11 protein-coding genes are annotated in these 13,803 nt (G+C 61.1%); 7 read left to right on the top strand and 4 right to left on the bottom strand.

Translation table 11 applies throughout. The features are described from left to right. The first annotated feature begins 13 nt into the window (after window positions 1–13). On the top strand, window positions 14–760 hold the full coding sequence (locus tag VF629_RS11580) for a hypothetical protein (RefSeq protein ID WP_331058640.1): 747 nt from the start codon (window positions 14–16) through the stop codon (window positions 758–760). Between the two features lie 155 nt (window positions 761–915). Here the strand turns inward: VF629_RS11580 and VF629_RS11575 are convergent, their stop codons facing one another. Further along, on the bottom strand, window positions 916–3,165 hold the full coding sequence (locus VF629_RS11575; RefSeq protein WP_331058653.1) for a M4 family metallopeptidase: 2,250 nt from the start codon (window positions 3,163–3,165) through the stop codon (window positions 916–918). Window positions 3,166–3,555: 390 nt separating this feature from the next. Then, window positions 3,556–4,878 carry an amidohydrolase gene (locus tag VF629_RS11570; protein WP_331058639.1) on the bottom strand — a complete coding sequence of 441 codons (1,323 nt, stop codon included), beginning with the start codon at window positions 4,876–4,878 and terminating at the stop codon, window positions 3,556–3,558. 153 nt (window positions 4,879–5,031) lie between these two features. Here VF629_RS11570 and VF629_RS11565 point away from each other — a divergent pair, with 153 nt between their 5' ends. The 5 genes from VF629_RS11565 to VF629_RS11545 all read left to right on the top strand — a co-directional run bounded on the left by VF629_RS11565 (window position 5,032) and on the right by VF629_RS11545 (window position 10,278). Further along, window positions 5,032–5,739: a phosphatase PAP2-related protein gene (locus tag VF629_RS11565; protein WP_331058638.1), complete on the top strand. Its 708-nt coding sequence runs from the start codon at window positions 5,032–5,034 to the stop codon at window positions 5,737–5,739. 235 nt (window positions 5,740–5,974) lie between these two features. Continuing rightward, window positions 5,975–6,811: a sugar phosphate isomerase/epimerase gene (locus VF629_RS11560; protein ID WP_331058637.1), complete on the top strand. Its 837-nt coding sequence runs from the start codon at window positions 5,975–5,977 to the stop codon at window positions 6,809–6,811. A 113-nt stretch (window positions 6,812–6,924) separates the two neighbouring features. Further along, on the top strand, window positions 6,925–7,488 hold the full coding sequence (locus VF629_RS11555; RefSeq protein ID WP_331058636.1) for a gluconate 2-dehydrogenase subunit 3 family protein: 564 nt from the start codon (window positions 6,925–6,927) through the stop codon (window positions 7,486–7,488). After that, on the top strand, window positions 7,475–9,193 hold the full coding sequence (locus VF629_RS11550) for a GMC family oxidoreductase (protein ID WP_331058635.1): 1,719 nt from the start codon (window positions 7,475–7,477) through the stop codon (window positions 9,191–9,193). Before VF629_RS11555 ends, VF629_RS11550 begins: the two co-directional genes overlap by 14 nt. Window positions 9,194–9,387: 194 nt before the next feature. Then, entirely contained in the window at window positions 9,388–10,278 is an 891-nt protein-coding gene (locus VF629_RS11545; RefSeq protein WP_331058634.1) for a sugar phosphate isomerase/epimerase, read from the top strand. 142 nt (window positions 10,279–10,420) lie between these two features. Here the strand turns inward: VF629_RS11545 and VF629_RS11540 are convergent, their stop codons facing one another. Together VF629_RS11540 and VF629_RS11535 are read right to left on the bottom strand one after the other, a co-directional pair. After that, window positions 10,421–11,200, bottom strand: coding sequence for an SDR family oxidoreductase (locus VF629_RS11540; RefSeq protein ID WP_331058633.1), 780 nt, complete (start codon window positions 11,198–11,200; stop codon window positions 10,421–10,423). 71 nt (window positions 11,201–11,271) lie between these two features. Further along, window positions 11,272–12,087 carry a phytanoyl-CoA dioxygenase family protein gene (locus tag VF629_RS11535; RefSeq protein WP_331058632.1) on the bottom strand — a complete coding sequence of 272 codons (816 nt, stop codon included), beginning with the start codon at window positions 12,085–12,087 and terminating at the stop codon, window positions 11,272–11,274. Between the two features lie 374 nt (window positions 12,088–12,461). Between VF629_RS11535 and VF629_RS11530 the strand changes: the two genes are divergently transcribed. Continuing rightward, window positions 12,462–13,803, top strand: a 1,342-nt coding sequence (locus VF629_RS11530; RefSeq protein ID WP_331058631.1) for a hydroxymethylglutaryl-CoA reductase, incomplete at its 3' end; no start/stop codon positions are given.

Below are 13,803 nucleotides of genomic sequence, written 5' to 3'. Positions count from 1 at the left end.
CATTTTGGATGGAATGCGGTTTAGTGCATTGATTTTAGGCGTATTAGCAACGGTGGCGCTCACCACGCAGACGGTGCAGGCCCAGCACCGGTACAACGTGCGTCATTACAACAGCCAGGGCCGGCCCTACTACCGCGGGCCATTCCAGCTAACCTTGGGCGCTGGCACGGCCCTTTACGACGGTGACCTGGGCAACAGCCCGAGCAATAATTTTTTCAGCCCGGCTTTCAGCCTGGGGCTGCGCTACCGGATGTCGCCGCACTGGCACATCGGCAGCGAGCTTTCGTACATCAAACTTGGGTCGCGCGACCAGGCAAAGGAGCGGGGCTTTGCCTTCACCACCACCTCGGGGGTAGGCACCGCCACGCTGCGTTACGACCTGATTGCCGACAAATCGGTTTTCGCGGCTTCGCTGGCTGATGCGCCCATTTTCCAGGCCTACGTGCAGGGCGGCGCCGGACTCATTCTCTTCGACCCCAAGGTGTACATCGGCACCGAGCGGCCCACCAACAATACCGTTTACCTGGCGCCAGAGCGCAACGACTACCCGGCCGTGTCGGGGGTGGCCCAGCTGGGTGGCGGCGTCAGCGTGCGCCTCACCGACCTGCTCACGGCGGGCATAGAAGGCAACTACTACATCTCAACCAGCGACCACCTCGACGGCATCCAGAATCGGCTCGGTGGCGCCTCGGTCAACAACGACGGCTTCGGCACCGTCATGCTGCGGCTCGACTACTCGCTGGCCGACCTCTCGCTTTAAGGGAAGAGACCATCTCCCAGCCCGTCAAGCAGAGCGCAGCGAAGCATAACGGGCATGGCACCCGGTGACTTTGTTTGCATGCTCTTGCGTGTTACATCAAAAAGGCCCGCCAGCAATGCTGACGGGCCTTTTCAGTTGGCTTGTGAAAGCAGAAGCTACTCTTTCACGAAGCGCTGGTGGAACACCTTTTGTCCGTCGCTCACGCTCAGGGTGTACATGCCCTTGGCCAAGCGGCCCACGTTCAGGGTGCCGTTGCTGAAGGTGGCACCGGCCACGCGGGCGCCGCGAATGTCGGTTACCACCACGCTGGTGGCTTCGGCGTTGCCGGGCAGCACGAGGCGCACCGCCTCGGTGGCGGGGTTGGGGTATACCGCCAAGGTGCGGGCCATTTCGTTGCCCAGCGGCGTCGACTCGCCGGCGAGGGTGGTGGGGCCGGTGAGGGCCGCGCCGCCCGTGATGTTCACGGTGTAGTCCTCGGCTTCGCCGTAGCTGAACGTGCCGCAGCTGCTGGTGGCGCTGGCGTCGCTCACCACCACGCGCAGGCGGGTGGCGCCGGTGCGGGCCGTGGCCGGCACCGTGAAGGTGCCGCTGAGGGTGGCCGCGCTGGCGCTGCTGCCGCTCACAATCAACTCCCCTGCGTCGGTAAACACGCCGTTCTGGTTGTAGTCGATGTAGATGTCCCAGTACTCGGTGTACGCTGTGCTGGCGAAACCGGCCGAGAACCGAATGGTCTGCGAAGAGCCGGCGGCAATGCTCGTGCTCAGGGCCGTGCCGTTGTAGTAACCCGCGTCTTGGCTCGACGTGCGGTTGATGGTGCCCAGGTTCACCAAGTCAATCCACTCGTAGGCCTGGCTGTTGCCCTTGACGGTGCAATAGGTAGGCGTGCCGGTGGGGGGCGGCGTGGTGGTGCCACCGCCGGTGTAAGCTGCGCCCACGCCCACGGCGTTCCAGGCGTTGGTTACGGCAATTTCCTGAGTCGAGCCGGCTCCGTACAGCTCTCGGGCCGACTGAATGGAGTAGGTGCGGGCGGCGGCGTAGTTGCTCGACGCCGTTAGGTACACGCTCTCGGTGCGGTAGGCAATTTTGGCGGCGGCGTCAATGCCAATGGCCGTCACGTTGTAAGCAGTCCCGATGTCGTTGGTGCCGCTGCCGCCCACCGCAAGGCGGTAGAACCAGTGGTTGAGCACGCCCGAATTGGTGTGCACCCCGCCGTAGTCGTTGGCGCGGGTGGGCGAGGTGGTGGTGGCCACCCAGTTGGTGCCTTTGTAGGTATCGGGCTGGCCTTCGGCGTTGGGGTTGCTCATCGAGCGCAGCGAAGCCCGCACTTTATCAATGTCCTCGCCGATGAGCCAGGTGGCTTTGCTTGGGTCTTTGTAGTACTCCACGCAGGCGCCCCAGATGTCGGAGAAGCCTTCGTTCATGGCGCCCGACTCGTTTTGGTACGTCAGGTTAGCGGTGTTTTCGCACACGGCGTGGCCGATTTCGTGGGCCGCCACGTCGAGTGACGTCAGCGGGTCGAAGCGGGTATTGCCGTCACCATAAGTCATCACCGAGCCGTTCCAGTACGCATTCTCGTAGCCCTGGCCGTCGCCGGGGGTGTCGTCGAAGTGCACGTAGCTCTTGATTTTGGCGCCCGCGTTGTTGTAGGAGTTGCGGGCGTGCACGTTTTTGAAGTAGTCGTAGGTGCTCTGGGCGCCGTAGTGCGCGTCGAGGGCGGCGTTGTCGAAGTTGGCGTTGTTGTACTCCGTCCAGCTGTTGTCGGCATCGATGAAGTCGACGGCAGAGGTGTAGCTGTTGCCCTTGCGGCAGTTGAAGGTTTCGATGCCCAAGCCGCGGGTGGCTTCGCGCAGGTAGTAGCCGCCGGTAGTGGTGGTGGTGGCGCTGCTCTGCGTGCCCGAATACTTGGTGGCAAACGTGCCCGTGGCCGCGGCGTGCTTGATGATGGCGTCCTGCAGCACCACCTCACCAGAGCGGGCGTCCACGTAGACGAACGCGCGGCTGATGGGCTGCTGCGCGTAGATGTTGAATTTCCAGGCCAGCACCAACGGGCCCGTTTCGGCGTTTTGGCGGGCGTCGCGCACAATCACCAGCTCGCCTTTGGGCGCGTAGGTGGCGGCGTTGTCGTTTTCCTGGCGCTTCAGGCCGGCTTCTTCGGTCGCGTCCTGCCACATGTATTTCTTGGCGCCCACCTTGGCCAGGGCCTGACGCAAGGCCGCCGCCTCGCTCAGAGCGGGCGTGATGTTCAGGCCCACCACGCGCTCAAAGTCGCCGCTGATGCTTTCCACGGCGCCGCCTTTGGCGTGCACGTTGTAGTTGGCGTGCTCCACTTTCACGCCCTTGTAGTACTGCGAAAACCGCTGGTGCGAGAATCCCAGTTGGTCGGTTTCGGTGCGGGCGGGCCGCAGCTGGTCGTCGGCCGTCAGGCTGAGTTGCTGGCCTTACCGGCGGCGTTGAATTCGATGAGTACGGGTTGTTTGTCTTCGCCTAAAACTTTGGTTTGAATGCGGGCCGCATCCTGGGCTGAAGCCGTGGTTGCGGCCAAGGAACCGAGCAGCACTAATGCCGCGGCAGAGTATTGTTTTCTAATGTACTTGAATATAATGAGGTTGGAATGTTTGCTTGCAAAAATTTGAACATTTTGCCTTCTTGCTTGTGCAACGTAAGCATTTCTGCCCCCAAACTTGCCAATTCGTTAAAATAAGACTAATAATACCCGAATTTTGAACGGCGCTTATTTCTGCATTTGCATTATAGCAAATTGAAATATTTCTTTACCCCGAATCGCACTTTCGGGCCTATTTTTTGCTGCTTTTGCCGCTTAGATAGTCGGCTGCCAGGGTAGCCAGCGTTTTTACCCCCAAGGTCAGGCCGCTTTCGTCGATGCGGAAGCCGGCGGTGTGGTGGTCGGCGGTGGTGGCGGGGTCCTGCCCTTTGGCCATGCCGCCCACGAACAGAAACACGCCTGGCACCTTTTCCTGATAGAAGGAGAAATCCTCGGCCCCGGTCACGGCTTTGATTTCGCGCACGTTGGCGGCACCGGCCACGGCTTGCAGCGTGGGCAGCATGCGGGCCGTGAGGTCGGGGTTATTGGTGGTCACGGGCACGTAGGGGTCGATGGTGACGTCGGCAGTGGCGCCGGCGCTTTCGGCAATGTTGGTGGCAATGCGCTTGATGGAGGCCCAGATTTGCTTTTGCACCTCGGGGTTCAGCGCCCGAATGGTGCCCGACATTTCTACATCAGGCGGAATGACGTTGTAGCGCACGCCGGCGTTGACGGTGCCCACGGTCACCACGGCCGCGTCGTCGATGAGCTTGACCTGCCGGCTCACGATGGTTTGCAGGCCCAGGATAATCTGCGCGGCCGTCACCACCGGGTCGACGCTGTTCCAGGGGTAGGCGCCGTGCGAGCCTTTGCCGTGCACCTTGATGGTAAACCGGTCGGAAGAAGCCATTTCGCCGCCGGGGCGGTAGGCTAGCTTGCCTACCTCAGTTTGCGCGTTGATGTGCACGCCAAAGACGGCGTCTACTTTGGGCTTGTCGAGTACCCCTTCTTTGACCATGAGTTTGGCCCCGCCTTCCACGCCGGGCACCGAACCCTCCTCGGCCGGCTGGAAGATGAATTTCACGGTACCGGGAAGGTCTTTTTTCACTTGGCTCAAGACTTCAGCGGCGCCCATGAGCATGGCTACGTGGGTGTCGTGGCCGCAGGCGTGCATCACGCCCACGGGCTGGCCCAGGTAGGTGGCTTTGGCTTTCGAAGCAAAGGGCAGGTCGTTGGATTCGGTGATGGGCAGCCCGTCCATGTCGGCGCGCAAGGCCACTACGGGGCCGGGCTTGCCACCCTTCAGTACGCCTACTACCCCGGTGCGGCCCACGCCGGTTTGCACTTCCAGCCCCAGCTTTTTGAGGTGTGCGGCCACTATGCCGGCCGTGCGGGTTTCCTCGTTGCCCAGTTCTGGATGCTCGTGAAAGTCGCGCCGCCAGGCAATGACCTTGGCCTCTTCCTGGGTGGCCAGTTGGGCAATGCGGGTATTCAGGGCTTGGTTTTGGGCTTGTGCGGCGAGGCCGGTCCAGGTGAGGGCAACGCCGGTGCAGACGAGGGTAAGGGAGAAACGCATGGTGAGGGAGCTGTTGGAGGAATGGCAAACGGGCACAGGTGGCCCACCGGCAATGTTACGCCATGCGGGGGCATCGTTGTGCTAGTGTTCAGCCAGAGCCGTATTTTTGTAGCTTGCATCCCTACGTTTATATACCTCAACTGCTTTATTCCAGTGGCTGCGTTATCCAACTCGTTTGATTCTTCGGACATTATTACTGAGCCGCTGGTAGTTCCGGCGTCGTTTTCCTGGCCCACGGCGTGGGCGCAGCCGGGCTACCGGGCACGGTTGGGGCTGGTGCTTGTACTGCTGCTGGGGCTGCTACCCATTGTGCCCGGCTTTTACCACTTCGTGCAGTCGCGCACGGGCCATACCCTGCCCGACCCCTTGCTCGACTTGCTGCCGGTGCACGACGTGTCGGCGCCCACTTTTGCCCTCATTTACGGCGCCATCGTTGGCACGCTGATTTACCTGCTGCCGCGGCCGCAGCTCCTGTTGCAAGCGTTGTGGGCGTACTACCTGTTGCAGCTATTGCGCATCGCCACGCTGTGGCTGCTGCCGTTGGAGCCGCCCGCCGCACTGGTCACGCTGCACGACCCGGTGATGGACCGCATTTTTGCCGTCACCACCGAGCCCATTGTGCGCGACCTGTTTTTCTCGGGCCACACGGCCACCATGGTGCTGCTGATGCTGGCCGGCCGCGGCCGGCGCTGGCGCTGGGTGCTGGGCCTGATGGCGGTGGCGGTGGGCCTGCTGGTGCTGGTGCAGCGCGTGCACTACTCCTACGACGTGCTGGCGGCGCCGTTTTTTGGCTGGCTGGCCTATGCGCTGGCAGGCCGGGTTTGCCAGCGCAAGGCGGCCCGGACACAGGAAGAGGCATAACGCGCTGCCTTCGCACGAAGAGAATGGTGGCCGTTTTGTGCATGGCGTGCCGGCGGAGACAGCGGTGAGGCGTAACACACCGACGGCTCAGTGCATAAGTCTAGACCTGCTTTAGCGGCCGGCTGGTAGTCAAATGGCAGCGGCGGGGCATCGTGCATGCATTGGCTGTTTCTGCTACTTTGGCGGCGCGGCCGGACATTGCCGGCTGGTATTTCACCTTCAAGCAGGCCTCCACATGCCCACCCGTAGACATTTTCTGACCACTGTAGGAGCCCTAGCGGCCGGCGCTTTGGCTGTCCCTTTGGCTGCTAGCGGCGCGAAGTCGCAAAGAATCGGCATCCAACTCTACACCGTGCGCGAGGACATGCTGCGGGATGCCAAAGGCACACTGGCCCGCCTGGCGCAGTTGGGCTACCGGGAAATTGAGTCGGCCAGCAGCGCCAAGGGACATTACTACGGCCTGAGCGCCAAGGAAATAAAGCAAGTCACCAACGACCTGGGCCTGTCGTTGCGCAGCAGCCACGTCCACATTGACCAAGACTGGCAACGGACGGTGGACGAAGCAGCCGAAGCCGGGCAGGAATACCTGATTTGCTCGTCGATGCCCACCACGGGCCAAACCCTGAGCAACTACGAGCGGGTGGCCGACGTGTTCAACCGCTCCGCCGAAGCTTGCCAAAAGGCCAACCTGCGGTTTGGGTACCACAACCACGAGTATGAATTTGCCCAGGAAAACGGGCAGATTTTTTATGATACATTATTATCAAAAACTGACTCCAAACTGGTGCACATGGAGCTGGATTTGGGCTGGGTGGTGGCCGCCGGGCAGGACCCGCTGCGGTATTTTGCGCGCTACCCCGGCCGGTTTCCGCTATGGCACCTGAAGGACATGAAGCGCGACGAAGCCGTGAGCACGGAGCTGGGCACCGGCCGCGTAAACGTGGTACAACTGCTCGAAAACGCCAAAAAGTCGGGCCTTCGCTACTTCTTCGTGGAGCAGGAAGAGTACAGCACCACGGCACTCGACAGCGCCAAGCGCAACGTGGAATACCTGCGTAAGCTGGGCTACTGAGCTTGGCGTGACGGCCATACGGCCCTTATTTTTGAACGGCTCTGGTGGTTGCCTTGGTGTCTCAGAAGCCTGTAACTTACAGCCCATCTATCCGCCCGTAACTCCTTTTCACAATGAACCGGCGCACCGCTTTTAAGAGCATTGCCGTGTTGGCCGGGGCAGTCACGTTGCTGCCCTCGTGCCTGCACCACACCCCGCAGGAAGAAGCCCAGGCTTCCGTTCCGCTCAAGCATTTGCGCGTGAGCGGCCGCCAAGAGCAGCTGTTGGCGGAAGTGTGCGAAACCATTCTTCCCAAAACCGACACGCCGGGCGCCAAGGACCTGGGCCTGCACCTGTACGTGCTAAAGATGCTAGACGATTGCACGTTCAACAAGCACCAGCGCGTGTTTTTCACGGGCCTGAACCAGCTGGAGAAAGTGGCGCAGCAGCGCCACAAGCTGGCGTTTGCGGCGTGCACCGCCCCCCAAAAGCAGGCCCTGCTCGAAAGCTACAAGCGCGGCCCGGCCGAGCTGGCGGCTTTCTGCCGCATGGCGCGCCAGCTCACCGTGGACGCCTACACCAGCAGCAAGTATTACCTGACCACCCAGGTCGTGTACGAGCTGGTGCCCAGCCGCTACAACGGCTACTTTCCTACCAAAGACGTTGTACTAAACAAACCGCGCAATGGCCAATCTTAACATCGACAGCGTGAAAGCCCGGACCTTCGACGCCATCGTCATTGGCTCGGGCATGAGCGGGGGCTGGGCCGCCAAAGAGTTCACGGACAAAGGCTTCAAAACCCTGATGGTGGAGCGGGGCCGCAACGTGGAGCACAACAAGGACTACCCCACCACCAACCTCAACCCCTGGGAATTTGAGCACGGCGGCCGGGTGCCGCTGGAGGTACAACAGGCCAACCCCGTGATAAGCCGCTGCTACGCCTTCAAGGAAGACGCCATGCACTTCATGGTGAAAGACAACGAGCACCCCTACGTGCAGGAAAAGCCCTTCGACTGGATTCGGGGCTACCAGGTGGGCGGCAAGTCGCTGCTGTGGGCCCGCCAAACGCAGCGCTGGAGCAAGTACGATTTCGAAGGCCCGGCCCGCGACGGGTTTGCCGTGGACTGGCCCATTCGCTACGACGACGTGGCGCCCTGGTACAGCTACGTGGAAAAGTTTGCCGGCATCAGCGGCAACCCCGATGGCTTGGCCGAGCTGCCGGACGGGGAGTTTTTGCCAGGCTATCCGCTGAATGCGGTGGAAAAATATTTCCAGCAGCACGTCAAGAAAACCTACCCCAACCGCCACGTCATCAGCGCCCGCTGCGCGCACTTGTCGAAGCCCGAGCCCATCCACTTCGAGCAGGGCCGGGTGCAGTGCCAAAACCGGACCCTGTGCCAGCGCGGCTGCCCGTTTGGCGGGTACTTCAGCGCCAACTCCTCCACCATTCCGTGGGCGCAGAAATCGGGCCACCTCACGCTGAAGCCCAACCAAGTGGTGCAGGCCATTTTGTACGACGAGCAGCAAGGCCGGGCCACTGGCATTCGGGTAATCGACGCGCTCACCAAAGCCACCACCGAGTACTACGCGCCCGTGCTGTTTGTGAACGCCGGGGCGCTGAACACCAACCTACTGCTGCTGAACTCCATTTCGCACCGCTTTCCCAACGGCTTGGGCAACGACAGCGGCTTGCTGGGCAAGTTTGTGGCGTTTCATAACTACAGCGCCAAGATTTCGGCGGAGTACGACGGCTTTGCCGACCTGACCACCGACGGGCGCAACCCAGCGGGCGGCGGCTACCTGCCGCGCTTCCGCAACGTGTTCAAGCAAGAGACGGATTTTCTGCGCGGCTACGCCACCAGCTTCGGGGCCGGGCGCCGGTTATTGCGTCCTGACTTGAGCCGCATCGGAACAGACCTCAAGCAACAACTGCAGCAGCCCACCCTGGGCCCCTGGACGGTGCGCTCGGGCATGATGGGCGAAACCATCCCAAAGGAGACCAACTACGTGCGCCTCGACCCCACCCGCAAAGACGAGTGGGGCATGCCGCTGCTGTCGGTGTCGGTGGCTTACGACGACAACGACGCCAAGATGAAGCAGGACTTCTTCGAGCAGTTCACGGAGATGTACACCAAGGCCGGCTTTACCAACATCCAAAAAACCGACACCGAGCAGGCACCGGGCCTCGACATCCACGAGATGGGCGGCGTGCGCATGGGCCACTACCCCAAAACTTCCCTGCTGAACCAGTGGAACCAGCTCCACGCCTGCCCCAACGTGTACGTGACCGACGGCGCCTGCATGACGTCGACCTCCACCCAAAACCCCTCGCTGACTTACATGGCCCTCACGGCCCGCGCCGTGGACCACGCGGCACGCGAAATCAAAAAGCTGAACCTGTAAAACAGCGCTAAGAAAAGCTTTCAGTCCGTCATGCTGAGCGCAGTCGAAGCATCTCTCCTGTGACACTAATCAGATTTAGTGCTGCGGTAGAGATGCTTCGACTGCGCTCAGCATGACCGTCTTTCTTTAAGTCCGTTGTCTGGGCATTTACTTTTACCCTGCTGCCCACTTTACCTCTCATTCAAAACAACCTCATGACACAACGCCGCGACTTCCTGAAACAAATAGGTTTGCTGTCCGCCATTTCCCTGGCGCAGCCCAAGCTGCTTTTTGCTGCCCCAACATCGCTCAAAGCCGGCCTGCAGTTGTACAGCTTGCGCGACTACATCGGCAAAGACGTGAAGGGCACACTGGCGAAAGTGGCCAAAGCCGGGTATCAGGACGTGGAAACCTATGGTTATAGCCCCGAAAAGCACTTCTGGGGCCTCACGCCAAAAGATTTTCGAGCGGCCCTCGCCGCCAATGGCCTGACCACTTCCAGCGGGCACTACGACTTCGGCAGCTACATGCGCACCGGCAATGAGGACGCCCTCAAGGCCTACATTGCAGCGGCCACCGCCACCGGGCAAGCCTACATCATTGTGCCGTACCTGGACGAGCAAGTGCGCACCACCCCCGACGACTTCAAGGCCGTGGCCGCCAAGCTGAACAAGGCCGGCGCTGTGTGCAAAGCAGCGGGCCTGAAGCTGGGCTACCACAACCACGACTTCGAATTCAAGCCCATCGGCGGCACCACGCTCTACGACGTCATGCTGAAGGAAACCGACCCCGCTCTGGTCGATTTTGAGATGGACGTGTACTGGGTAGTGCGGGCCGGCCAAGACCCCGCGAAGTTGCTTCAGGCCCACCCCAACCGGTTTCCGATGTGGCACGTGAAAGATATGGACAAAGCAAAACCCGACCTGAACACCGAAGTGGGAGCGGGCTCGATTGACTACCGGAAGCTGTTTGCCAATCCCGCCGCCTCGGGCCTGAAGCACGCCTACATGGAGCAGGAAAATTTCTCCCTCGACGCCTACCAGAGCATCACCCAAAGCGCCGCTTACATGAAAAAGAATCTGCTTTCCTCGCTGAAGAAAAGCTAAAGACAAGCGCAAGCAGACAAGCACTTGAACCTTGAAACTGCTAGAAACTTGCCAGCCGGTCATGCTTCGACAAGCTCAGCATGAATGGCCGATATAATTTAAGCGCTTTTTAGGCAGCCCTCTCATAACCAGCCGCAGGCATCTACAGATATTTCTCGTAGATGCCTGCGGCTATTTTTTCCACGATGCCCTTCGGCACCACGCTGGTGAGGCCAGCGGAGACTTTGTTGAGCACGCCGGGAATGATTTCAGCCTCGCCGGCCAGCAGGCCAGCCACCGCAATTGCGGCCACGGCTTCGGCCGTCATCGAGACCTTATTGGCCGTGGCCTGCAGCTCGGCGCCCATGCCGGCGCGGTCGGCAAAGTCGGTGGTAGTAGCGCCCGGGCATAGGCAGGAGACCGAAACGTTGCGCGCTTTCAATTCATAGCGCAAGCCCCGGCTGAAGCTGAGTAAAAACGCCTTGCTGGCCGCGTAGAGCGACAATGAAGGCACGGCCTGGTAGGCGGCAGTGCTGGCCACGTTCAGGATATACGCCTGCGGCGCTTGGTGCAAGGCGGGCAGCAAAGCATGCGTGAGCGCCACCGGCAAGGCCATGTTGAGCTGCAGCATGTTCTGCTGCTCGGCCAGGCCCAGGTCTTCAAAGCGCCCCCAGAGGCCGTAGCCCGCGTTGTTGACCAGCACCGCCAACTGATTGGTGTGCTGGGTGGCCCAGGCGGCCGTCTTTTCCGCCGCACCAGGCGCAGCCAAATCCAGGGCCAGCACCTGAGCTTGCCGTTGGTGCTTCTGCCCAATCTCCTGGGCCAGAGCCTTCAACTGGTCTTCGGAACGCGCCACCAGGAGCAGGTCGTGGCCGCGCTGAGCGAGTTGCAGGGCAATGGCGCGGCCTATGCCGCGGGAGGCGCCAGTAACGAGGGCGTACATATGTTGACTTTAGTGGGGAGGGAGAATGCAGAAACATGCCGGCGGCTGTGGCCTAGCAAGTCATTCTGCATTTATTTGACAAGGTGGAGAAAGCGCAAATAGAAGGGCGTGGGGCTGGCCTCGCTTTTGGGTTGGTACTTGCCCGCGATGATGGGCACGTACATCACGCGGCGGCGGCTGGCTTCGCCGGTGAGCGGCGAACGGGCCACCCGGTGCCACATGCGGCCGTCGTGCACGGTGAGGTCGCCGGCTTCGGTTTCGATGGCGATTTCGTCGGGGTCGTCGGAAACGTCTTTGTAGTACTTCTTGCGAAACAGCATCTTGTGCAGGCTCTGCCGGTGGGTGCCCGGAATCACGCGCAAGCCGCCGTTGGTGGCCTGGTTGCAGTCGAGGTGCAGGCCCACGTTGAGCATAGGGCCGATGCGCTTGCCGTAGAACACGTCGCGCAAGGAATCGGTGTGCCAGCCCATTTGTGAAAACTCCGAGCCGTCCACGTTCACGTAGTGGTTCACCACCAGGCCGTCTTTCTCGTTTTCGCCCACCCGGCCGTCTTCGGCCTCCAGCAGCGGAAACAACGCCCGAAAACGCGGGTCTTGCAGCAGCTCGTGCAGCCCTTCGTGGTGCTGCGAGGCAAAGGCGAAGCGCTGCACGATGCGCGCGCCGTCCACGTCGTGGCCGTACTTGATGGGCACGCCGTTTACTTTTTCCACGCCTTCGGCGAGCCACTTGGCTTGCACTTGCTGCGTGGCCCGCAGAATGCGCTGCACGTGTTCGGGAGCGGCAAACCCACGAAAATGCAGAAAACCGTGTTTGGCGAAGAAGGCTCGCTGTTCGGCACTCAAAGCGAGGCCCAGCGTGAAGCGGGGGTAGTCGGTAGGCAAAGACATTGCAGAAAAGAGGGAATGAGAAAGCGGCACAGTGCGGGGCGGTGATAACAGGTACGCGGCCGTGGGGTTTGGCTGAGCTAAATAATTTGCTACGGCGTGAACAACCCGTGAACTCTCCCCGCCGGCTTGTGCTAGACGAATTCAGCGGGCAAAGATTTTTCGCGCTGGCAGAAATTTCAGCGGTTTCCATTGCCGGGCAAGCCGGCACGTGCTGGCCCACGCCAACCAAGCGGGTAAACTCCCGGGCTGGTGGGCTTTCCATTCATCGGGCGGCTAATTGTCAACCTCGGCGTTACTTTTCTCCCAAAATTTCCCACCTTCACCCCCTTACTGCACTTCATCGCCATTCCCATCCATCTTCACTGCTTCCTCTCATGGTTTTCACTCCTAGCCCCATGCTCCTCAAGCTGCTCTATACCCGTGGCAGCCTGCACAATTTGCCGCAAAACGCGGGCGTGGCTTTCAGCATCAAAAACCGGCTCGACACCGTGAATCTCACGGGCTTCAAGCAAGTACAGATTGGCGACGTAGTGGTGCCGGCCGAGCAAGTGAGGGTTGACCTGAGCAATGGCGAACAACGGCCCGCCGCCAGCATCAGCGCCGACGGACAAGCCATCGAGCTGCCCGTGGGCCGCTCGCTGACGTTTCTGCTTGACATGCCCGCCCTGGCCGAGGGAATTCACGCGGTGCAGGTGTGGTTTTCGACCGATGCCTTCGGCGACCTGCACGTGGAGGTAGAAGACGCCATCGTGAGCGCCTCCAATCAGAAACCCCGCATTCCCCGCTCCGAGGAAGACGACTATTCCGACGCCGCCATCGCGGCCCGCCAGCGCTTCGCCGAGCAGTTCTCGGAGAAGGAATTCAAGCACCTCAAACACTACTCTTTCGACGCGCACCAGTTGCAAGGCAACTGCGAGCATTTCGTGGGCGTGGCCCAGATTCCGGTGGGCCTGGCCGGCCCCCTCACCGTGAACGGCGAGCACGCCCAGGGCGACTTCCTCATCCCGATGGCGACCACCGAAGGCACCCTGGTGGCCAGCTACAACCGCGGCATTCAGGTGCTGAACCTATGCGGCGGCGTGAAGTGCACCGTGGTGGGCGACGCCATGCAGCGGGCGCCGGTGTTTGTGTTTGCCGATGCCCGCGGCGCCCGCGATTTTGGCAAATGGGTGGAGGACAACATCGACCAGATTCGGCCCCAGGCCGAAAGCACGTCGAGCGTGGCCAAGCTGCAATACGTCGACACGTATTTGAGCAACAAGTTTGCTTACCTGCGCTTCAATTTCAGCACCGGCGACGCGGCCGGACAGAACATGGTGGGCCGCGCCACCTTCGCCGCCTGCTCCTGGATTCTGGAGAATTACAAAGGCACTAAAGTAGAGCACTTCTACCTCGAGTCGAACTTTGCCACCGACAAAAAAGCCTCGCAAATCAACGTGATGCGTACCCGGGGCAAACGGGTGGTGGCCGAAGCCGTGGTGAAGCGTGAGGTGCTGCAGCAGCGCATGCGCGTAACGCCCGAGCAACTGGCCTACCACGGGCAGGTGAGCAACGTGGGCGCCTTCATTTCGGGGGCCAACAACAACGGCGCGCACTCCGCCAATGGCATCACGGCCTTGTTCATTGCCACGGGTCAGGACGTGGCCAACGTGAGCGAGTCGTCGGCCGGCATTCTGTATTCGGAAGTCACGTCCGAGGGCGACTTATACATCAGCA

It is taken from the genome of Hymenobacter sp., assembly GCF_036388155.1.
Classification (GTDB): Bacteria; Bacteroidota; Bacteroidia; order Cytophagales; family Hymenobacteraceae; genus Hymenobacter.
Note: the sequence above shows the minus strand (reverse complement) of the source record. Positions and strands in the feature narration are given on the sequence as shown.